Genomic DNA, 22915 nt, shown 5'->3' with positions numbered 1-22915 from the left:
TTAACGTCGAGATTGGTTTAATATATAATTAATTGAATATTTATTTCTATTTTCCACAAAAGCATATAGCAAGGAAGAGATATTCAGATAATTTACCGATAAGGGTAGGTGTTCTAAGGTTTGTCTTCCTCTTCCTGAAGTTACTATAACGCGTGTTACTTTTACCCATTTGTTCAATTGCTTATTAATAGCTTCTGTCCTATTAGTGTCATTGTTATAAATTCGCTCTAAGATTCCATAGTGAATTACTAAAAACTCTGCTTTTTCTATATCGTTTTCTATATATGCTATAATTGCATTTTTATCTTCTTCTGAAAAATGTTCTTTTGCCAAATCTATTTCTTCTTTTTTAGGAATCAGTACATTTATACAACTAAAAATCTCAGCTTCTTTCACCCCTTGAGCATCACTATTCTTTGCAGGATAAAAACTTTCTGCGGCTCTTTGGATACGCTCATCTATTACGATTACTTTATTGAAATAGGCTTCTATTAGTTTCTGACAAATAGGGGATTCATTAGCTATTTTATCTACATATATTGATAGGCTTCCATTATATTCAGGCAGCTTTCGCTGGGCAGCACTAGAGAGAGGCTCTACAGTAATCAGATTTTTGTTTATATCACGGACTACCTCTGACCAAGCATTATAATTACTCAAGTGATCATGAAAAATTACCTGCTTACAAAATTTAAAATCATTAATTCCCTCTGTCTTCCCTTTACAATTTATACCTATATACTGATTCATTTGACATGGACTCTTTTCTTTCATATTATATTGTATTCCTTCCCACTGTTCCCATACCTTTTTTTCAAAATCTTCTATATCTTTTGAATCTATTAGTTTCTTTGCAAAGTCTTTTTCTATAAGCATCAGTCTCTCAGGAAGTAGTGATAGTGCCTCTACTCTTTCCTTTCTATTAGTTTGTTTATCATTATGTGTTTTGTAAAAACATTCTCCTAATTCCCCTAATTTATCCTGAGCTCCTTCTTGTAAAAATATAAATTCATGACTATATACTTGCCCCTCTCTTATACTATTTTTAAATTCTTCTACTGCTAAAAAACTTATTCCATAACTTTCTAAGGCTTTTTTATTCTTTTCTTCTAAGAAATAATCTTCTTCAAAGACAAAGATATATTTTTCGGTTTTTTTCACGTAAAAACGATAGCCTAAATATCTATTTTCTGTTTCTCTAAGGTTTTGAAGAGCCTCATCATAAACTTGATTTGTAGTGAAAGCATGCAAGAAAGTAAGGTTGTGTTCTTGAAAAATTTCCACTACATTTTTTCCTGTTTTTTTATATTCCTTGAGTGTTTTTTCTGAAAATTCTCCTATTTTAGCTATATCTTCTTGCTGCAAAAATGCTCCGGCTGCTTTCATTTCTAACTGTCCTAAACCATAAGAACGCAATTGATTATTATTCATATTAAAAGCAGACTTAAGTAACATGTTATTTAATTTACCTTTTAATCTTCTCGAGTTTGTCTGTCCAATAGAGTCAAAAATTTCTACTTCGTAATATTTCTTCAATGACTTTGAATTAGAAAACTTAACTACAAAATGTACACAATCTTGCATTCCTATCACATTATGTTTAGCTGTATTTCGAATGACGTTTTCTATAATATTATAAAAAGCTTGTTGCCCTATAGTACCTCCTGGTAACATAATAGAAATATCATTTTTCTCATTAAAGATTTCATATCCTTCTTCTGTCTCTTTAATAAAATGTATTTGATATTTAAAATTGTCTATCCCCGATATATAATTAAGCAAAATACGGTTTTCATCTAACTGTTTAAAAAGTTCTCCATATACTCTTTTCTCTGCTACCGTATTAGTTATTCCATAAACTGCTTCATTGAGGTAAAAACAACGATTAGAAATATACCTAAAAAACACTGCTAATTGTTCTTGCTGCTCTATAGGGGTTATTTGCCTTTGTTTTTCTTCCCAAGGAAGCTGGAAACTACCTTGATAAGTATTAGGTTTCTGTATATGGCTTTTTAATTTATTAAAGGAGAAATCCTCTCCCTTCTGCAAATGAACGAGTACATGTGAGATAATATTATGAGAGAGATTCCTAATAAATACCTGTGCATAAGCAGCCTTTCTTGCCTGTTCTTCGACAATCTTTTTACTCTCTTTTAATTTCTTATTTATATTTAGTAATTCCCTATTACTTTCTTCTATTTTATTGTTCTTTTCTCCAATTACTTCAGCTGTTTTTGAGGAAGAGAATTGAGAAATAAAATTTTCTACATGTAACTTGATAATATTTATCTTTGTCTCTGGCAATTGCTGATTAAATAAAATAAAGATAGAAAATCTCAATTTGTTAAGTCCTGCCCCAAAAGATTTACATCTCCATAGAAGTGTCTGTCCATATTGCTCCTTATCTAGAAATTTTGCAAATTTTTTAAAGATCTCATCTTTCCCTGATAGATGTGATCCGTTTTTAAGCCGTTTTAGTCTGTATTCAGAAACACTAGTATGAGTTTTTTCTGGGTAATAATGTAGAGGTTCTGACCAACGATGTTTCCCATTAGGCAAAATAGTTACTGCATATACTTCCTCTTCCCTTGCAAAGTGCATATTTCCCTCATATTTCGAATCATCTAAATAGTTGAAATATTCTAAAGAAGTATCTATATAACTTTCCGTTTCATAAGAAATGGAAAAAATCTTAACTTCTTTTTCTTCTTCAATAACATAGTTAAAATCAATAGCCAATATAGGTACTTCTTCTTCTATTTTTCGTTCTTCTTTAGGGACATTTATGTATAAGCAATCTAAAATATCCTCTTTTAAGTCCTCCAAATCTGCTGTTTTTGAAGTTGCTAAGCTATATTGCCTTGGAGATATTTGATTGAAAAAGAAGGCCTTATTCAAAGTCTTTACCTTTTCTACAGGAAGCTCTCCTTTCCAAAAAGGGACAGAATACCAATAAGAATGTAGTAACACTATAAAGTTTTCTTTGCTATCTTTCTTAGAAATAGTTTCCACTACTGTAGCAATATTAGTGCTGGTACTTCCAGGTAAACCTATAAAAAGATTAGAAAGGTTCATCATAACTTCCATTTGCTCTGTTACATTACTAGTTCTAACCACATAGTCATACCCTATAGGTGTCTTCTTTTCTTCTGTTGTAATGACTGCTATCAGTTGTATTTCTTTTCCTTTTTCCCTAAGGTCACGTTTATCACTATATTTTTTAAACTTTTTTACTATAACTTCAGAGATTCCCCCTGCTCCGCTTGTAATAATTTTTAATATTTTTATTTCACTAGATTTTTTGAACACCTCATAAATTTCTTTTACCAATTGTTCTATATATCTTTTAGAAATATTGTATTTTCGATTTTTAAAAATACTCTCATCACGTCCTCCTAAAAAACATATTATATAGGAATGATTATCTTCTTCAGTAAATACATTGGTTACAGTCTCCATCGTTTCTGTTTTTGTATGGTCATATCCTGCCAAAGATACGTTTTTTTCTTGAGTTTTCATAATCTTTTCGTAAATATTTTTTTAACCATTTTAAATAATAAGGAGTAAGCACCGGCACTTACTCCTTTTATCACTTGTTATTAGTCTTTTTTCTGTCTTCTTTAAAGAGAGGGTGTCCGAAAGGCCTTGTCTTTAGAGAGCGAATTACCTCACATACTCGCTTACGCGACTTTGCTCCTACAGCAATACCCCAAAAAAAACAACTGATTATCAATGAAATAAAATTTAAATTGAGTATTATTTACACTTCAAAAAGCAGTGTTTTGGACTTTTCGGACAGCCCCCTCTTTTAATCATTAGCGGCGTACTAATTCTATAATAATATTTGTGAAGAAGCGATTGTTTTTATTTTCAGTAGATTTAGTAAGTATATATATTTTATTGTTTATTTCTGCTTTTGAGACATAGAAATCTAAATCGACAGAACTATCGCCCGAATAATAAAATCCAATTATCTCTTTATTATTCTGACAGAACTCACCATACTTGATGTATACTTCCCCACGCTGGGTAAAGCGCTCTGTATCTTCTTTCACAAGACGACCTATTACTCGTAAGTTACCCCCAACCTCTGTGACCCTCAGATCCCGTAATGCTATCTTTCTTTTCCCTGAGTAAGTCGTTGGTAGGCCTTGAGCAGGGCATTCTATGGTAGCGTCTTGAGCAGTAGGTACCTCTTTTATAGTATATGTAGCACGAGTTTCCTCTTCCCTTCTGCGTTCTTCCTCTCGCCTACGAGTCTCCTCTTCCCTTCTGCGTTCTTCCTCTCGTTTACGAGTCTCCTCTTCCCTTCTACGTTCATCCTCTCGTTTACGATCTTCGTCTTTATCTTTCGTTTCGCCTGTAAGAACTATTCGTTGCGCACGATCGGAAAAGATCAATGCCAGTATAGCTGTATGAATTCCCTTTTTATTATTAGGAGAATATATTACCTCTAGTGTTGCATAACTATTAGGATATATTACTATATCTGTGTTTCTTTCCAATCGGAAATAGTCTTTATCTCCCCCTTCAAGATAAGGGGATATATTAACTACACTGCTTCCATTATTGGTGATCGTTAGTCTTTGCTTTTGAACTTCCCCGTTATCAGAAGTAAAAATCATGTGAGATGTATTGGTAGCTATACGTATCTCGTTAGGTGCTGGATTAGGAGGATTGGGGGCATCATCATAGGGCTTATAGTCATATAAATTTTTATTATCAACATAGTAAGCGGCGGCAATCATACTGCCTATAAGTGATTTGTGAACCTTTACATAGCCAGTCTTTTTCCAACCAATTCCTGAACCCCACGAGTTGATAAGTGTGATCGTGCCTTCTTCTTGATCAAATCCGATTACTGTCATCGCATGTGAGCCGACTATCTCACCTCCTTCTTCATAATCTTCCTTTCTATAAATATAGTCTCCCCCTTCTCTATAAAGATCAAAAAACTTTTGATTTAAGTAGGCTCCTATAATAATCGGATACCCTTGCGATAGAGCACCTGTAAAGCTATCAAAGCTTAACTGAACAGGGTCAAACGATTTTATGCGAGTATAAGCAGCCAGTTCGTCTATTTTGGAGTCTGGGATAGCACTACAAGTCGATGCGTCATAACGAAACTCAAGCTCTCTAGGAATACCCTTATCACAAATTCGTTGTAAAGAAGCTTCTATAGAGCTTCCTGCTGTTTCACACGGCCCAATTCCTTTAAGGACATTATACAAATAAGAGGGAGAAAGGAAGAAGCTCTCATCTTTAAATGACAGATGGCGTCGCATGAAGTTGGCTTGATAGCTAATAGCTATTGAGACCGCAAAAGAAGTGCAACTACCTTGTTGTAATTGCGTATAATACAACATTTCTTTTGTGTCATAAGGAAAACCTTCTAAACGCATTTTAGTCTCTTGCGCTCTATCAAACCTGATTGGTACATTACCTGCATATTTGCTGTTTTTCTTAACCGGCACCCACCCTGTTGCAAAAGAGGGGGTGGAGTTTGGCTCAACTCTCTGTTGATCATCTGGCTTATTGCCTTTATCATTTTTATCGGTCTTATTACCGTTAGTGTCCTTAGAGCCTTGTTGTTCTGTAGGATCTTTGGGATTATCCGTATTATTCTGCTCAAATTTCTGACAACCAACGACTAATGTCATTATTGCCATTACGATTAATTTTAATGTTCTCATAGTTGATAGTTTAATAAGATTAATAAATACTTTTGTCACTTGTCTGGATTGTATTTCCTTTTTCATGACTGTAAATTTAAAGTAGTTAAGTATAATGATAGATTATTATAAGATAGGTCATATATAGCTCTTCAGAACTATTAGTATGGCCTTAGATCTCTTTCCTTTCCCATAGGCAATTATGTTTGATTATCTACTGCAAATGTAGAACATTTTTGTCAGGAAAATGATATGAGTTGGTATGCGTTCCCTTTCCCATAGGCTACATAGTGCTTTATTTTACAGGGCTAAATTAGATATTTTCCAGCCCTTAAAGTGTATGAGTTCGTATTAGCTGAATAACAAAAAGCTGCTTGAGGTTTTATCCTCAAACAGCTTTTTTCTAATAAGTTACAAACTAAAAACTAACCACTAACTACTGATCACTGAACCCTGATTTTATCTTTCTCAGTTCTTCTTTCGCATCGAACCTATCTTCTATAAGGTGATCTTTGATGATATTGCCGTCTTTGAGCACCACGGTGCGCTTACTAAAGCGGGCAATGTCGTCCTCGTGGGTAACAAAGCCTATGGTGCTACCCTTGTCATTAAGCTCTTGGAAAAGCTCCATGACTTCGTAGGAGGTGCGGGTATCAAGGTTTCCCGTAGCCTCATCGGCCAAGAGGATCACAGGGTCATTTACCAGCGAACGCGCGATGGCCACACGCTGCTGTTGCCCCCCTGAGAGTTCACTGGGCATATGGTGCAGGCGCGATTCCAGCCCTACCCTTTTGAGAGCTTCTATGGCACGCTCACGGCGTTCTTTGGCTGAAATCTTAGGATTATACATCAGTGGTAATTCTACATTCTCTATAGCCGAGGTACGCGCCAAAAGGTTATAGGCCTGAAAGATAAAGCCTATCTTGGTATTACGGACATTGGCCAACTCGTTCTTGGACATATTCTTGACCGAGATACCGTCCAATATATAATCCCCCGAAGTAGGTCTGTCCAAGCAGCCCAATATATTGAGCAAGGTAGACTTACCCGAACCACTTGGCCCCATGATGGTAACAAACTCTCCCTCATAGATATTCAAGTTAATCCCTTTGAGTACCTGTAGGGTCTCCCCTCCCATCTTAAACTCCCTTCTTAGGTCGTTTATCTCAATGATTGTTTTTGCCATGATTCCCCTATTTTGCTTTAGAGTTCTGTCTTCTATGAGGTGGCTTAGGCATAAATGGACTACTACCATCTTGTTGATTATCCGTTGCCTTAGCCGAAGGATTGAAACTATTGAGCGAGGTTATCACCTCTTCCCCTTGGGTAAGGCCACTAACTACCTCTACATGGATTCCATCATTGCTGCCTATCACAATGGCTTTTTGTGAGAGACTACCATCGGAATTTTCTACCCATACATGTTTGTTCTTTCCCTTGCTACGCTCCATCTGTGGCATAGAGGCATTGATTCCCTTCTGCACATAATATTCAGCCAAGAGCGTAAGGTCTGGAGAGAAATTAATTGCCTTGTTATTAACTATGGTAACGCCCTTGAGTTCATTGGTATAGATGACAATAGTCGCTGTAAGACCTGGCTTTAGCTTCTCCTCAGGATTCTCTGCATCTACAATAACTGTATAGGTAACCACATTGGAAGTGGTGGTGGGTGAAAGTCTCACTTGGGAGACTACCCCTTGAAACTCTTCCAGCGGATAAGCATCTACAGTAAAGGTAACTCGCTGGCCTACTTTCACTTGTCCTATATCTGCCTCATCTACATTGGCCTCCACTTGCATTTTCTTAATATCTTTGGCAATCTTAAAGAGGGTCGGTGCACTGATAGAAGCGGCCACTGTCTGTCCTACCTCTACCTCCCTACTCAAGACTACCCCATCGATAGGCGCATAGATATTGGCATAGCCCAGATTGGTCTTTGCCTGATTGAGCATCGTAAGGCGTTGAGTTACTGCCGCTTTGGCGTTATGAAGCTGGTAATAAGCCTGTTCGTAATCTGCCTTGCTAATAATCTGATTATCATACATTTTTTTCTTCCTATCATAGTTCTGCTGATAATAGGAAACCTCATTCAGTGCTGCACTATAATTAGCCTGAGCGTTGATGACATTCTCTTGCAGATTGGTTTTGTCCAGCTCAGCGATAAGCTCTCCCTTTTTCACTTGGGAATTGTAATCCACATATATTTTACTGACCAAGCCCGATACCTGCGTACCCACTTCTACCTCATCTACAGGTTGTACACTCCCTGTAGCGGTTACCTCTGTGGTTACATCACCTTTTTCTACTTTTTCTTTTTGCAGGACAATAATCGCTGGTTTCTCCTTAAAGAAAAAATGATATCCCCCATAACCTACTCCCGCAAGCAATAAGGCAAATATAGTTGTTCTTAATATTTTCTTCATTCTTTTATTTTTCAATAATAATATGGATTTTAATATTTTCTATAATAGGCACAAGCCCATGTCGCTGAACACTTGCAAACGAGTATGTGATCCTCTTCAAAGGGAGTTTTATCACTAAGGGCGAATTACCATTCGCCCCTACTAATAACTTGTCATTATTCACTATTCATTATTCATTATTCACTATTCATTATTCATTATTCACTATTCATTATTCACTGATCACTATCTCTTTTCCTTGATAGAAATTCAACAATTGTTGGTAGAGCAATACCATATATTTGTTCTGCAAATAGGTCTGTTCAGCATTGAGATAGGTGTTTCTACTAACTAAGAGTTCGGTATTGGTCAGGTTGCCAAACTCATGCTTTTTCTCAGCCAACTCGTAGGCCAACTTAGCATTATCACGCGCTTTCTTAGAGGCTACTTCCTGTGCCTGACGTGTGGTAGCGTTGTGCCAAGCGGTCTCTATCTTGGTATAGAGATCCTTCTCTGCCTGCTTACGGTCAAGATCCGCCTGGGATTCAGAGAGTCGCGCCAAGGCTACATTGTTCTTGTTTTGGTAACGAGAGAAGATAGGAATATTGAGCGAGAGTCCTATGGTCTGCCCAAAGTTATTCTTCAGCTGTGTCATATATTTCTCGGTATCCCTATCCGAATACCCTGTATTGATACCTCCACTAAGGGAGAGTGACGGTAGAAAGCCAGACTTAGCAATTTGGATATCCTTCTGAGCCAACTCTTTTTGCTTTTCGTATATCTTAGTCGTTGGCAGCTGCTCCAAGGCTTGTCTATACACCTCTTCCTTATTAGCTATAGGGGCGCTAACGTCCTCCTTTTGGATAATCTCAATACCAAATTCCGTACCAGGGGGAAGCTCCAAGAGTTGCTTGAGGGTTAGCACTTGGTTTTCGTATTGGTTCTTAGCCAGCACCACATTATACTGATTATTAGCATGCTGGGTCTCTATCTCTATGAGGTCTATCTTCGCTATAGCACCATTCTCATATTTCTGTTGTGCTTGAGCGAGTTGTTCCTCTGAGGAGAGGGCTGTATTCTTGGCCACTGCGATATTCTCATATTGGTAAAGTGCTTGCAGGTAAGCCTCCAATACACTCAGGGTGATGTTATTCTGCGCTTCTTTTACATAGAGGTCATTCTGTTCCAGAGCAAGGGTAGCACGCTCTATTTGCAAATTGAGTTTGTTCCCTTCATAGAGTGGCATAGAGGCACTCACGCCCATACTATTGGTGATGGTTGTCTGGTTCACCCTATTGTTGGTAATCTGGTTAATCACCGAACCATGATTGGCATTGGCCGAGATATTTCCGCTAACGGCAGGCAAGCGATTATTCTTGGCCTGATCTAAGTTGATAGCAGCCGTCTGCTGATTCAGTTGCGTCTTCTTAACGGTTATATTGTTGTTTACAGCATAGTTGATACAGTCAGCCAGTGACCATAATTTTTGTTGCCCCCACATAGGTATGGATAAGAGGGAAGCAAGGAGTATTCTGTATTTCATTTTCGATAATTGGTTTTAAGCCACAAAAATACTCATTTTTTTTCAATCAGAGAAATAATATGTGAGAAAATATACAGTTTTTTCTATATGCTTTCTTTTTGTTCAAAAATATTAGCTTTAAAAATATATTGCTTTTCTAAATTATTTTCCTTAACTTTGTCAAGCAAATTACCTATTCCATGCAAATAACTAAAGAAAAATATAGAACCTCGCTTGTATCTTTTTTTGTAGCTTAATGCTCAATCTGTATGCACAAGTAGATAGCACAAGTGTTAGCTATACAAAAGATAGTATTCTTATGAAAAACTATGTACAGGACAGCCTCTATCATACATTAAAGATGAAAAAACACTTTCATCGTTTCTATATGAATGTGGGACTGAGCTTTATAAACAAAGAGGCGTTATACCTACAGGGATACTATCGTTATCTATCTATACCCAAACGGTGGCATTACCAATTCTCATTAGGAGGATATGCTCTATTTAAGAATGGCCTACACACGGTTATTCCTGAGGTCGGTGGAGAGATTGGTTGGAAGGCAATATCGTTAGGTGGATATCTCACTCCTCAATCGGTAGAGCCTCGCCTGAGTGTAAGAATAAAAGGAATGGGGAACACCTCTCTATACATAGGGTATGCTTTTGCTAAAGACACAGAGCAGGAACACCTCAATGGGGTTACTACGGGAGTTCATATGGGGTTACCTTTGCTTTATTCTATACAATTAGGGTATAACTATATTGGGAGAAATACATTCTACTCGGAGTTGGGCTTCCCCAATAGTTACTTATGCCCTTACTTGGGCTTGCATCTTACCTCCTACAAGGGTGATTTCAAGGCAATTGTAGAACCTGGGCTGAAGTGTTTCCTAACACGAGATGGAAGAAGATACTTAGCCGTAGGATACACCTCTTATGGCATTTTGGGCAAGGTTGGGTTATTGAACACTGATTATATAGATATTTATGCAGGCTATGCTTTCTCTACCGATGATAGGGATATTGTAAAAGGTATTTCAGGAGGCATATGCTTAAAAGAAGAATTCTTTGAGATCTTTTTGGGTTTGCTCTCTACAGGAGGAAGGATCTTTTAAAAACAACTTGAGCGTCTAAACCATGAAAATATGAAAACATTCGTCTTATTTCTACTCACTCCGCTTCTGTATGCGCAACAGCTTACTAAGAAATATATTGTTGATGGGCAGACAAAGCAGCCTTTGTCCTCTGTGATTATACATGATATCCACAACTATACCCTCACCAATGAGGATGGTTATTTCTTTTTTCATGCCTCTGGTGATACCATCACTATCAAGCTGTTAGGATATAAGACACTTAAAATCACTCCAGAGCAACTCAACAGAGAAAAAGACACTCTTTTCCTTGACCCTAAACCGATAGAACTCAGTGAGGTCGTAGTGGAAAGCAATCCAGAAATACTATCACAAGTCTATAGAAAAGCCCTTGATAATTATCCTAACGAACCTTTTGTAGAAGATTTCTTCTTGCGCTGTGTCCTCAAGCTAAATGGAGATTTCCTAAAAATAGAAGACATCGCAGGACGTGTAAAGCGTAACAAATTATTGGGATTAAGTAAGGATATAAAAATTGATTTTCAATTACTTAACATGAGAAAGTTCGGAATAGAAAACAAAGATAAGTATAGCGAAGACCTTGCTTTACTTTCCCTAAGAGATATTTTTCTTTGGTATAGTTCTTTGCTTTTCCCTGATTACCAAAAATTTAACTTCTCAGCTCCTACCATAGTTGATGACACCCATAAGAAGATCCATCATTTCCCTAAGAATAACAATTTCTATGATGGGGTGGGACATCTTGTCATCAATACAGAGGATTATAGTATTGTTGAACGTTCTGACAAGATAAATGACGCTACGATAGATGAGATTCCATGGAACAAAAAATTATGGGTTAAGTTCAGGACTTCCTATTATTCCCTGAAAGAAAAATGTGAAAGCAGTAGCAATGGAAAGTACTTTATTGCCTCTGCCTGCTTAGCTCAGCAAGTGGAGGTATATAACAAGGCTCAAAAAAATCTCTATAACATAGAATACCAACTTGTTATAACCCGTCCTTTTTCTCTTATAAGCACCTTTAAGCCCAATGTCAATGCCAAAGCTGAACTATTCAAACTAAATATTCCCTACAACAAGGATTTTTGGGAAAAACAAAATCAACTCCCACTAACTGACCAAATGCAGGCTTTTATAAAGAATGCTCATAACCAAAAAGGATATCGCATCATATCCAATTTTTAAGAACAAAATTAAAGGTTAATTCCCTTTGCTTGCTAAAAATTATCTCTTAACTTTGCACAGAAATAAGATTTCGTATTCCTTATGAAAGAGAATGATTTCAAAATTGTATTTGACAGCGACAAGCACGAAGTTGATGTAGAGACACTTATAGGCTGTCTTATGCACACCTCTAATATTATTCAGGAGGTGAATAGAAGTCTGCAAACTGAAAAAAAATAGAAGTAAAAATTAAAGCTCTTGAAAAAGGAAGTTTTGAGATACATGTTGAACTAATAGAAAAACTCATAGAATCTCTCTTCTCCTCCGAAAGTGTTAATTATGGTGCTTCTATTGTAGCCATTGTAGGTGGCTTATATGCCTTTGCTCAATTTCTAAAAGGAAAAAAACCTCAAAAGACAACCTCAAAAGGAGATTATATAGAAATAACCAATATCAACGGAGATATTACACTTATTCAAACAAATGTATATAATATCTTCAATGAAAATAAAACCGTTAGGGATAATATCGCTAAACAATTCGCTGTACTGAGTAAAAGCACTGATGTATCAGGTTTCAGTTTTAACTCTAACACAGAAAGCACCTATGTTCCTTATGATGATTTTCCTCTGATTGCTAATAAACTAGACGGCTTAGATGAGGTATCAAAAGAACCAATAAGAGAAGTCTTGACCGACAAAAAGATACTCATCATTCGTGCTAGCTTCACCAAAGACCTCAAGTGGGACTTTGTTTTTCAAGGACAGAAAATAGCTGCTAAAATGGAAGACGAGGAGATAATCAAGATTATAGACAACGGAGAAAAATTCTCCAAGGGTGATTATATGCTTGTTGATTTGGAAGTTACCAGTTTCTATGACCCAGAACTTGAAACACATCTCATCACCAAGGATAGCTACAAAATACTCAAGTACAAAGCGCATATCCCTTCTCCCAAACAAGGAAAACTTTTCTAAAACTAAATCTATTATCATTATGGAAACCTCAACAAAACCTACAAAAACGGCCGATTTTTTGACACTCTTTCAAATAATCCCCGCCTCTCTTTATGCTTTTAGAAAACGCATAAAGCAGAACCCCCTTCTATTTCTTTTGGATTGGGTTGCTATCCCTCTTTTATTCGTTACTTTCTTAGGCCTTTGGAACAAGGAAGGTACGCTTGAGCTCAAGCTATTCACTTTTGGAATCGTACTACTTTGGTGGTGCGTGATCAAATTACTCTTATGGGATAAGTGGGTAGCCGCTGCTGAAAAGAACTATAAAAAATTTTACGAGAAAGACTTGCCTAATACAAAATAAAATAGTATTTTTGCGCCCGCTAAGTAACCTCTGGCGAGGGACGTGTATGTTGCTTAGGTAATACTTAATTTTTATATTTTTATGGAGTCTTTATTAAAGTACGTACAAGACAATTTCATCGCTAAGAAAGATTTCCCTGAGTTCTCCACAGGGGACACTATTACAGTGTATTACGAAATCAAGGAAGGAGAAAAATCCCGTGTTCAGTTCTTCAGAGGTGTGGTAATCCAACGCCGCGGTACAGGAGCTACTGAGACTTTTACCATTCGTAAAATGTCCGGTGAGGTAGGTGTAGAGCGTATCTTCCCTATCAATATGCCTGCTATCCAAAAGATTGAAGTGAACAAATACGGTAAAGTGCGCCGTGCACGTATCTACTACTACCGTGAATTGCGTGGTAAGAAAGCTCGTATCAAAGAAATACGAAAATAATTTTTTAGCTTACACAAAGTATGAAGAAAGGTTGTCTTTGGACAGCCTTTTTTTATAAAACCACTCCCCAAAAACACCTTTATCTATGAGTAGCACTTTTATCAATGGCCTCTCGTGTATCTCCGCCCAGCCTTCTTTTTCAGGGGATTTCCCTATGCACTTCTGCGAAAATAGCAAGGAGGCTGTCCTCTTTGCTATGGAACCTCCATATAAGGACTATATTCCCCCTGCTGCCATTAGGCGTATGTCCAAAAGTGTAAAAATGGGCATGGTTGCTGCCTCTGTAGCCTTAGAGCAAGCACACCTCACCCCTCAGGCCATTTTTGTAGGCACAGGCATGGGCTGCCTACAGGACTCTGAGAAATTCCTAAAAACACTCTTAGACAATCAGGAACAACACCTCACCCCTACTGCCTTTATCCAATCCACTCACAACACAGTAGCAGGACAAATCGCAATCAACTTGCAGTGCAAGGGTATGAACCTGACGTATGTCAATGGAGCTTGCTCCTTTGAGAGCGCCCTACTGGAAGCCAAGATGCACATGGAGCAAGGCCAACTTCAGCATATCTTGGTCGGAGGTATTGATGAGCATAGCCCACATACGACCTACCTATACGAATTAGCTGGGATAATCAAGGACAAGGCAACGCTCCCCTGCCCTATCATGCAACCCAACTCCAACGGGATTCGCTTAGGAGAAGGGGCTACTTTCTTTGCCCTCTCGGATACTTACTCGGAGCAGACTGTTGCAGAACTGCTCAATGTGGAGATACGTTACCACTTGACTCCCAACGAAGTAGAGGCCTTCGTCAGCGATTTCCTCTCCCAAAATGGACTTTCCTTAGCGGATATTGACTTAGTGGTCTCTGGACGAGGTGAAAACCAAGAGGACAAACCGTATTTTGACGCCTTTGACAACCTTTTCCCTTCCACTCCTATACTCATTTACAAGCACTTAATGGGTGAGTTCTTTACTGCCTCTGCCTCAGGGGTGTATGTCGCTTGTAGTGCTTGCAACTACAGCGAATTACCCGCCATCCTACAGGCTTATCCCGAAAGACGGCCACAACACCCGATCCGATATGTATTGCTATATAACCAATACTTAGGAAAGGAACACAGTTTGGTGTTATTAAGAAAAAAATAACAGGTCTCACTAAACCTTTGTATTGATTTTTTTTATACTTTTGTGCTTTATTACTAAAAAATAAATTTTTATGTCATTTAATTTACCTCAACTTCCTTACGCCTATGATGCTTTAGAGCCTTATATTGATGCGCGTACTATGGAAATTCATTACACCAAACACCACAAAGCCTATACTGATAATCTAAATAATGCTATCAAGGGTACCCCCCTTGAAGGAAAAACAATTCAGGAGATTTTGCAAACTTTAGACCCTGAGAACAAGGCCGTTCGCAATAATGGCGGTGGGTACTACAACCACAACCTGTTCTGGGAAATCCTCTCTGCTAAGAAAACTACCCCCTCTGCTGAGCTTTCCAAAGCCATAGAGGCTGCTTTTGGCTCTTTTGAGGCTTTCAAGGAGGCTTTCTCCAAGGCTGCTGCTACCCAATTTGGCTCAGGCTGGGCTTGGCTTGCGGTAGAAAAAGGAGGTAAAGTAGGCGTTTGTGCTACTGCTAACCAAGACAATCCTCTTATGTCCCACATCAAGTGCGGTACTCCTATCTTAGGATTGGACGTATGGGAACATGCCTATTACCTAAACTACCAAAACCGCCGTGCCGACTATATTGAGGCTTTCTTCAATATCATCAATTGGGATAAAGTAAGCGAGCTATATAACCAATACAAATAAATTTTCCTGAAAAAAGAAAATTGGCACGGTTATTGATTATTACTTAGTACACGAAACTCCTAAAAAAACTACCTATGAAACCCAAAAAAAACCCTAATGTTGACCTAAAGAAACGCGTAGGTTTATTTTTCTCTATCGGGCTTGCCGTAGCTACTTTTGCCAGCCTCTATGCGATTAACTACAAATCCGTAGAAGAAGGCAAAAAGAAAATAGAATTTGACAAGCTGGTAGACCTTTCCGAAGATGTGCAAGATGTGGTTATGGAAGAGAATACACCTCCTCCCGCACCCCCTGCCGAGCCTGAAAAAGTGGAAATCCCACCCGATGTCATCAAGCAAGTAGATGACAAAGAGGATGTAAAAACCGAATTCCAGTCCAACGAAATGAAAAAGGACGAAGCTGTCGCTGCGCCTCCTAAGATCAGTACCACAGGAGTTCCTGGAGGTACAGGTACAGGAGATGATGATATTCAGGACGATGTACAATTCTTCGCTATTGAGCAAAAACCTATGTTCGAGGAATGTAAGAATGTACCTAAGGAAGAACAAGAAAGATGCTTCAAAAAGACCCTAGATGCTTTTGTAAGTAAAACCCTTGTATATCCTGAAGCGGCTATGCAAATGGGCTCTCAAGGACGTGTTGTGGTACAGTTCCGTATCAAAAAGGACGGAAATGTAGAGGTAATCAATACCCAAGGTAAAGATAAAATCTTAGAGAAAGAAGCCCGACGTGTGATTGAGAAGCTCCCAAGACTTATCCCTGGAAAACAACGTGAAAGACCCGTTGCGGTAATCTTCTCTTATCCTATCGTATTTAAGCTAAACTAAGTAATAATTTCATCAGATAAGTGAATAGTGAAGGGCTTGCCTTTCACTATTCGCTTTTGATTTTTTAAGTCATGGGAAAAAAGCTAACTACTGTTTTATACATCTGTCTTACCATAGCCTTTTTGGCAGGTAGTGCATGGGGAATTCACGCTTTGAGAAAGCGAGAGGCGCATGGACTATTTGTCGTAGGAAAAGCCCCCTCTTTTTGCTTTACAGACCAGCATAACCAACCTTTTTGTGATCGTGATTTTAAGGGGAAAATATGGGTAGCGGACTTCTTCTTTACCTCCTGCCCGACTATCTGTCCTGTGATGACTACTCACATGGTAGCCGTGCAGAATGCCTTCCCTGACAACGCTATCGGTATCGCTTCTTTCTCCATAGACCCTGAAACTGATACCCCCGAAGTATTACAGGCCTATGCCCAAGAGAAAGGTGTCCGTTCTCCCCATTGGCACCTACTTACAGGGAAAGAAGAGGATATCTATCGTACTGCCAATGAGGGATTCAACATCTACGCCAAAGCAGGCAATACCCCCGAAAATTTTGAACATTCTGGCCTTTTCGCCTTAGTAGATACCAAAGGAAATATCGTTTGTCGAAAAGAAAACGGCAAACCGATTTTCTTCTACGATGGTATGACTCAAGAAGGAATCGCTATGCTCATAGAAGATATACGAAAATTAATGACCAATGATGAATAATTAATGACAAATATTTACTATCTTTGCCTACTAATAATACATTAACCCTCAATTTTTATTCGCATGGAAACTTTAGCTACTCCCATAAGAAAGCGTGAAGTATATGACTACATGTCTGAAACGACAAATGAAATACATTTGCTCCTAAAGGATATCCTGCAGCATGACAAGGCCATCACTTACGAAGATGGAGAGAAAGTATATGCACTTATCAGCCAAACCCTTACTCAAGAAAAGAAAGTTATTTTAGACTTCCAAGGCATCACTATAGTGATTCCCGCTTTCTTGCACGCATCTGTTGGTGAGCTTTACAAGGATTTTGACGGTGATTTTCTAAACAATCATCTAATATTTATAAATATAGAAGAGACTAATAAAGCGCTTCTTGATATGACAATGGAACTTGCTCAAGAATATTTCTCTAATCCTGAGGCTTTTGAACGAGCTGTCAAAAATACGTTATAACAATGCCAAATACTATTATCCCTTACTCTCAATACGAGTTCAAAAGCAATAGAACTTATTTCTTTGATAATAATATTTGGATTGCTATATATGTTCCTTCTATCAATAGCAATGAAGATAAACACAGAAAATCTTTATCCTTTTTACAAAAAACACAACATCATAATTCACAGATTGCTTTAGTCAGTCTCATTGTCAGTGAACTTACCAATACTGTGATACGCCTTCGCTATAATTTATGGAAAGAGCGTACTCAGAACTATATGGCTGATTATAAGCGAGATTATAAGCAAAGCACTGAATTCCAAAGACATCTTACAGAAGTAAAATCATTGGTAAGAACTATGTACCAATTGGATTGTACAGAAAGATACCCCGATAGTTTCAATGCAATAGCCCTTGAGCCTATTATAGAGAACTTTCATATTGACTTCAATGATGCTTATTACCTTGAACTTTGTGCCAGAAATAATTGGATTTTAGTAACTTCTGATAATGATTTTGATAGTATAGACAAAGGGATTACCATTGTCAAAATTTAAAGTAGAAAATAATATATGCCCCAAAAATCCCCCGTACAGCCCAAAAAACACTTAGGACAACACTTCCTCACTGACCTGAATATTGCCCAACAAATAGCCCAAACCCTCTCTCTCTGTGGCTACAAGCAGGTATTGGAGATCGGCCCTGGCACGGGCGTACTTACCCAATTCCTTTTAGAGAAAGATGCAGAAGTATTTGTTATTGAGATAGATAAAGAATCGGTCGCTTACCTTAAGGCCTACTTTCCGAAACTAAAAGGACATATCCTCTGCGAAGACTTTCTAAAGTTTGACATTGTCAGTTATTTTAACAAGACACCCTTTGCTATTATAGGTAATTTCCCCTATAATATCTCTTCTCAGATTGTATTTAAGCTCTTGGAGATTCGCTTTTTTGTGCCTGAGTTTGCGGGTATGTTCCAAAAAGAAGTGGCCGAGCGTATCTGTGAGGGGCCTGGTAGCAAGTCTTACGGTATTCTCTCGGTACTTACACAGGCTTTTTATGAAACAGAATACCTCTTCACCGTACCTGAACATGTATTTAATCCCCCTCCAAAGGTAAAAAGCGGGGTCATTCGTCTCAAGCGTAAAGAAGATTATACGCTTGCCTGCGATGAAAAAATGTTTTTCTCAGTGGTTAAAACTGCCTTTGGCCAGCGTCGCAAGACCCTACGCAACAGCCTTAAGTCCTTTCTCCTAGAGCGCGAAGCTCTCAAGGCAGAACCCCTCTTTGACAAGCGTCCTGAGATGCTTTCTGTAGCCGAATTTATCACCCTCACTCAGTGGCTGAGCGCACCCAATTCTTAGGAATAGATACCTCCGTTGATGTGTATGACCTCTCCTGTGATATAACTTGCCTTTTCTGAGGCTAAGAAACTTACCAAATCGGCCACTTCCTGCACCTTTCCAAAGCGTCCCATAGGAATAAGTTTGCTCAGTTCTTTCTCGTCCAGTGCAGCCGTCATATCTGTCTGTATAAAACCAGGAGCTACAGCATTGACCGTGATATTACGTTTGGCCACTTCCTGTGCCAAGGCTTTGGTAGCAGCCACTAAAGCTCCCTTAGCAGCCGAATAATTCACCTGCCCTGCGGTACCTTTCACCCCCGATACGGAAGCCACATTGATAATACGTCCTGAGCGCTGGCGTAGCATCTTTTGCAAAAAGAAATGGGTTACATGATAGAAACCATCTAAGGTAGTCTTTAGCACCTTGTCCCAATCCTCATAAGGCATCCACATGAACAGTCCATCGCGAGTGATACCTGCATTATTGACAATCACCTCCACCTGTGCCTCCTTATGGGCTTCTTGCCACTGGGAAAGCACCTGCTCGGTTTGCGCTTTATCCGTTACATCAAAACAAAGCAACTCACCTGTACCTCCCAACTGTTGCACCCGCTCTAGTGTCTGCTGGGCAGCTTGTTCGTTACTCTGATAGTTAATCAGTATATGGTAGGGACTATCTTGGGCTAATTGCTCACAAATAGCACGCCCTATCCCTCTAGAACCTCCCGTAATAATTGCACACTTCATAATGGTCAATTGTTAATTATTAATTGTCAATTGTCAATGCTCCTTTTACAACAGTGAGTCATTAACAATTGACAATTAACAATTGATAATTATCTAAATTCAGGATATTTAATAGGATTAATCTCATTCATAATCGCATATACCTTCTCAAATACGTCCTCTACATTGGGTTTGGAGAAGTAATCTCCGTCGGAGGCATAAGCAGGTCGGTGCGATTTGGCAGTAAGTGTCTGTGGTTTGCTGTCCAAATAGCGATAAGCATTTTGTTTTTCCACAATCTCCTGCATCAGATAAGCCGAAGCTCCTCCCTCTACATCTTCATCTACGATGAGTAGGTTGTTGGTTTTCTGAATACTCTTGACCGTATCATGATTTATGTCAAAAGGAATAAGTGATTGCGCATCTATAATCTCTATACTAATATCCACTTTGTCTAGCTCTTTGGCTGCTTGCTCTACAATACGTAGGGTAGAGCCATAGGAAACCACAGTTATATCGCGCCCTTCACGGATTTTCTCCACCACTCCTATAGGAGTCGTAAATTCCCCTAAGTTGCTTGGCAAAAGCTCTTTGGTACGATAGCCATTGAGACATTCCACTACAAAAGCTGGTTGGTTACCCTGTAGTAGGGTATTATAAAAGCCCGCGGCCTTAGTCATATTGCGTGGTACTAAGAAGTACACCCCACGAAGGAAGTTGAGCAATCCTGCCATAGGCGAACCTGAGTGCCAGATACCTTCCAAGCGATGGCCGCGTGTGCGTACGATCAGTGGCGCCTTCTGATAACCACAAGTACGGTAGCTCAGCGTAGCCAAATCATCCGTAAGGGTTTGCAAGGCATAAGGGGTATAGTCCAGATACTGGATTTCCGCAATAGGTCTTAGCCCTCGCATGGCCATACCTACGCCTTGTCCTATAATAGAGGATTCACGAATACTGGTATCATCTATACGGATTACTCCATATTTCTCTTGTAGACCTTCCAAACCTTGATTCACATCGCCTATCTTTCCTGTATCTTCCCCAAAGGTAAGTAGGTTAGGATATTTGGCAAAAAGAGCATCAAAGTTATCTCTAAGCACGATGCGCCCATCTACCTCTGGAGCATCAGGGGCATATTGGGGGGCTACTTGGGGAACAAAAAGCGGGTTCTTATCATCCTCACTATACAGATGTGAGCTATAGCGATCTTGTAGCTTTTCGAGCATCTCTCTAAGCCATTTTTTAAGATTTTCTGTAGCTGTATTCTCCTCGCCTGCGGCATAGCGCAAGACCTTACGCGCGGTACTAATCACATCGCGGTATAGAGGGTTTTCTATCTCGGCAAGGGCATCCTTCAAGTGGGAGATTTCCAAGCTGTTAAAGCACTCTTTCTCCATCTCATACAGTAGGTTGATAAGATCGCGCTTGGCAGTTTTGATAGGGGCTTGATACTCATTCCATGCCTTTTCTCTGGCTTCTTTCACCTCTCTTTTAGCCTCCGCTTCTATGGCCTGCAATTCAGTTTCACTGGCCAATCCTGCCTCTATAATCCACTTGCGGAATTGTACATTACAGTCATATTCCTTTTCCCATTCCAAGCGCTCCTGAGACTTATAGCGTTCATGAGAGCCTGAAGTGGAGTGCCCTTGGGGCTGGGTGAGTTCTGTTACATGGATAAGAGAGGGTACATGTTCGGTACGAGTAAGGTGTCCTGCCCTAGCGTAAGTCTCCACAAGTGCAGGATAATCCCAACCTTTCACCGTACAGATTTCAAAACCCTTATGATTTGCATCACGCTGGAATCCCTTGAGTGCCTCAGAGATACTTTCCTTTACCGTATGATAAGAGGCCGGTACCGAAATACCATAGTTATCGTCCCACACACTCATTACCACAGGTACTTGCATCACACCTATCGCATTGAAGGCTTCAAAGAAAAGGCCTTCGCTAGTACTGGCATTTCCTATAGTACCCCAGGCTACCTCATTCCCATTGTTAGAGAAAGCTTCGCTGTTGGGAAGGGCAAGATTGCGATATATTTTAGAGGCTTGAGCAAGTCCCACAAGGCGTGGGATCTGCCCTGCGGTACAGGATACATCGCTGGCGGTATTATACTGATCTACCAATCGCTTCCAGTTTCCTTTTTCATCAAGGCTATGAGTGGCAAAGTGCCCGCCCATTTGTCTACCTCCGCTATGGGGTTCGTGAGTTATATCATTATCTGCATAGATGCCTGCAAAAAACTGCTTAGGTGTATATTCGCCTATAGCCATCATGAATGTCTGGTCTCGGTAATAACCACTACGGAAATCTCCTTTTCGGAAAGCATGTGCCATAGCGATCTGTGGCAATTCCTTTCCATCTCCAAAGATACCAAATTTAGCCTTTCCCGTAAGAACTTCTCTTCGTCCTGCAAGACTACACTCGCGACTGAGAACGGCTATCATATAATCCTCCAAGACTTGTCGTCTTAAATCCTCAGAGGGCATACTTTGTAAAAAAGAGGTCGTTGTATCCATAAAAAATTAGTTTTCTTTTGAAAGTCAAAATGTTCAGTAAGCTGCTTTCTCCCCAATCACACCTTGAGGATTTCCGCTTCTTTCTTAGCGAGTACCTCATCTATTTGCTTGATATACTTGTCGGTAAGTCTCTGTACACGCTCCTCAGCATCTTTCTTTATATCATCGGACAATTCTGTTTTTTTGATTTCCTTATTGGCCTCTTGGCGGGCATTACGTACCCCTATTTTAGCTTCTTCACTTTCGCCTTTGGCTTGTTTGACCAACTCTTTACGACGTTCCTCTGTCAATGGAGGTACACTGATGATAATCACTTCTCCATTGTTCATAGGATTAAAGCCCAAATTGGCCACCATAATAGCTTTTTCTATGACCGAGAGCATATTCTTCTCCCATGGCTGTATACTGATTGTACGTGAATCAGGGGTATTTACATTGGCCACCTGCGCCAAAGGGGTCTGTGAGCCATAATAATCCACAAATACACTACCAAGCATCTGGGGAGATGCCTTACCTGCACGGATATTGAGTAATGATTTTTCTAAGTGTGCTACAGAATCTTGCATAGCCTCTTTGGTAGTCTCTAAAATGAGATCTATTTCTTCGTTCATATCTAAGTTATTTTTTCATTTGTTTCAGTTGGCAAAGATACAAAATTAAAATCAAAATGTTGTCAGTTTTTAGTTTTTAGTTTGCCTAAAAAACTCAAAACTTAAAACTCAAAATTCAAAACTCTAAAATCATATTTGGTTTTCAGCCATTTACAAAAAAATCTCCAATTTAAAGAAAAAAATATAGAAAAAGTTTGTTTATTTAAAAAATTTAATTACCTTTGACACGAAATAAAATTCATTTATAGTCAAACAGAAATGGTTTGCGAAAAATTAGC

20 protein-coding genes are annotated in these 22915 nt (G+C 39.0%); 12 read left to right on the top strand and 8 right to left on the bottom strand.

Features of this window, described 5'->3' with window-relative positions; translation table 11 throughout:
- The 5 genes from HMPREF1154_RS04115 to HMPREF1154_RS04095 form a co-directional block, all read right to left on the bottom strand.
- Window positions 1–3519, bottom strand: coding sequence for a hypothetical protein (locus HMPREF1154_RS04115; RefSeq protein ID WP_034566913.1), 3519 nt, complete (start codon window positions 3517–3519; stop codon window positions 1–3).
- 296 nt (window positions 3520–3815) lie between these two features.
- Window positions 3816–5759, bottom strand: coding sequence for a C1 family peptidase (locus HMPREF1154_RS04110; protein WP_009641330.1), 1944 nt, complete (start codon window positions 5757–5759; stop codon window positions 3816–3818).
- 349 nt (window positions 5760–6108) lie between these two features.
- Window positions 6109–6858 (bottom strand): ABC transporter ATP-binding protein, encoded by a 750-nt coding sequence (locus tag HMPREF1154_RS04105; RefSeq protein ID WP_009641282.1) that lies wholly within the window; start codon window positions 6856–6858, stop codon window positions 6109–6111.
- Window positions 6859–6865: 7 nt separating this feature from the next.
- Entirely contained in the window at window positions 6866–8095 is a 1230-nt protein-coding gene (locus HMPREF1154_RS04100; protein WP_009641324.1) for an efflux RND transporter periplasmic adaptor subunit, read from the bottom strand.
- A 211-nt stretch (window positions 8096–8306) separates the two neighbouring features.
- A complete protein-coding gene (locus tag HMPREF1154_RS04095) occupies window positions 8307–9617 on the bottom strand; it encodes a TolC family protein (protein ID WP_009641291.1) in 1311 nt (436 codons plus the stop codon).
- A gap of 298 nt (window positions 9618–9915) precedes the next feature.
- On the opposite strand from HMPREF1154_RS04095, the gene HMPREF1154_RS04090 reads away from it, so the two are divergent.
- The 12 genes from HMPREF1154_RS04090 (at window position 9916) to rsmA (ending at window position 18797) form a co-directional block, all read left to right on the top strand.
- Window positions 9916–10713 (top strand): hypothetical protein, encoded by a 798-nt coding sequence (locus HMPREF1154_RS04090; RefSeq protein WP_157231238.1) that lies wholly within the window; start codon window positions 9916–9918, stop codon window positions 10711–10713.
- A 30-nt stretch (window positions 10714–10743) separates the two neighbouring features.
- Window positions 10744–11898 carry a carboxypeptidase-like regulatory domain-containing protein gene (locus tag HMPREF1154_RS04085; RefSeq protein ID WP_009641314.1) on the top strand — a complete coding sequence of 385 codons (1155 nt, stop codon included), beginning with the start codon at window positions 10744–10746 and terminating at the stop codon, window positions 11896–11898.
- A gap of 668 nt (window positions 11899–12566) precedes the next feature.
- The gene (locus tag HMPREF1154_RS04080; RefSeq protein WP_009641335.1) at window positions 12567–12854 is read left to right on the top strand and encodes a hypothetical protein; all 288 of its coding nucleotides are present in this window, start codon (window positions 12567–12569) and stop codon (window positions 12852–12854) included.
- Window positions 12855–12873: 19 nt separating this feature from the next.
- Window positions 12874–13197, top strand: coding sequence for a hypothetical protein (locus HMPREF1154_RS04075; protein ID WP_050999700.1), 324 nt, complete (start codon window positions 12874–12876; stop codon window positions 13195–13197).
- 81 nt (window positions 13198–13278) lie between these two features.
- The gene (gene rplS / locus HMPREF1154_RS04070) at window positions 13279–13629 is read left to right on the top strand and encodes a 50S ribosomal protein L19 (RefSeq protein ID WP_009641328.1); all 351 of its coding nucleotides are present in this window, start codon (window positions 13279–13281) and stop codon (window positions 13627–13629) included.
- Window positions 13630–13714: 85 nt separating this feature from the next.
- Window positions 13715–14779: a beta-ketoacyl synthase N-terminal-like domain-containing protein gene (locus HMPREF1154_RS04065; protein ID WP_009641307.1), complete on the top strand. Its 1065-nt coding sequence runs from the start codon at window positions 13715–13717 to the stop codon at window positions 14777–14779.
- A 70-nt stretch (window positions 14780–14849) separates the two neighbouring features.
- Window positions 14850–15452: a superoxide dismutase gene (locus HMPREF1154_RS04060; RefSeq protein WP_009641306.1), complete on the top strand. Its 603-nt coding sequence runs from the start codon at window positions 14850–14852 to the stop codon at window positions 15450–15452.
- A 74-nt stretch (window positions 15453–15526) separates the two neighbouring features.
- Window positions 15527–16279, top strand: a complete 753-nt coding sequence (locus HMPREF1154_RS04055; protein ID WP_009641320.1) for an energy transducer TonB — start codon at window positions 15527–15529, stop codon at window positions 16277–16279.
- Window positions 16280–16350: 71 nt separating this feature from the next.
- Entirely contained in the window at window positions 16351–16983 is a 633-nt protein-coding gene (locus HMPREF1154_RS04050) for an SCO family protein (protein WP_009641312.1), read from the top strand.
- Between the two features lie 63 nt (window positions 16984–17046).
- Entirely contained in the window at window positions 17047–17448 is a 402-nt protein-coding gene (locus tag HMPREF1154_RS04045; RefSeq protein ID WP_083846539.1) for an STAS-like domain-containing protein, read from the top strand.
- A 2-nt stretch (window positions 17449–17450) separates the two neighbouring features.
- Complete coding sequence (locus tag HMPREF1154_RS04040) at window positions 17451–17990, top strand: PIN domain-containing protein (protein WP_009641289.1); 540 nt, start codon at window positions 17451–17453, stop codon at window positions 17988–17990.
- 15 nt (window positions 17991–18005) lie between these two features.
- Window positions 18006–18797: a 16S rRNA (adenine(1518)-N(6)/adenine(1519)-N(6))-dimethyltransferase RsmA gene (gene rsmA / locus HMPREF1154_RS04035; RefSeq protein ID WP_009641331.1), complete on the top strand. Its 792-nt coding sequence runs from the start codon at window positions 18006–18008 to the stop codon at window positions 18795–18797.
- Here rsmA and fabG read toward each other — a convergent pair.
- The 3 genes from fabG to frr form a co-directional block, all read right to left on the bottom strand.
- Window positions 18794–19525: a 3-oxoacyl-ACP reductase FabG gene (gene fabG, locus HMPREF1154_RS04030; protein ID WP_034566908.1), complete on the bottom strand. Its 732-nt coding sequence runs from the start codon at window positions 19523–19525 to the stop codon at window positions 18794–18796. The two genes, rsmA and fabG, sit on opposite strands and share 4 nt — an antisense overlap.
- Window positions 19526–19614: 89 nt before the next feature.
- Window positions 19615–22026, bottom strand: coding sequence for an alpha-ketoacid dehydrogenase subunit alpha/beta (locus HMPREF1154_RS04025; RefSeq protein ID WP_009641296.1), 2412 nt, complete (start codon window positions 22024–22026; stop codon window positions 19615–19617).
- Window positions 22027–22082: 56 nt separating this feature from the next.
- Window positions 22083–22637, bottom strand: a complete 555-nt coding sequence (frr, locus tag HMPREF1154_RS04020; protein WP_009641333.1) for a ribosome recycling factor — start codon at window positions 22635–22637, stop codon at window positions 22083–22085.
- Between the last annotated feature and the right edge of the window lie 278 nt (window positions 22638–22915).

The sequence above is a fragment of the Capnocytophaga sp. CM59 genome (genome assembly GCF_000293175.1).
Taxonomy (GTDB): Bacteria; Bacteroidota; Bacteroidia; order Flavobacteriales; family Flavobacteriaceae; genus Capnocytophaga; species Capnocytophaga granulosa.
Note: the sequence above shows the minus strand (reverse complement) of the source record. Positions and strands in the feature narration are given on the sequence as shown.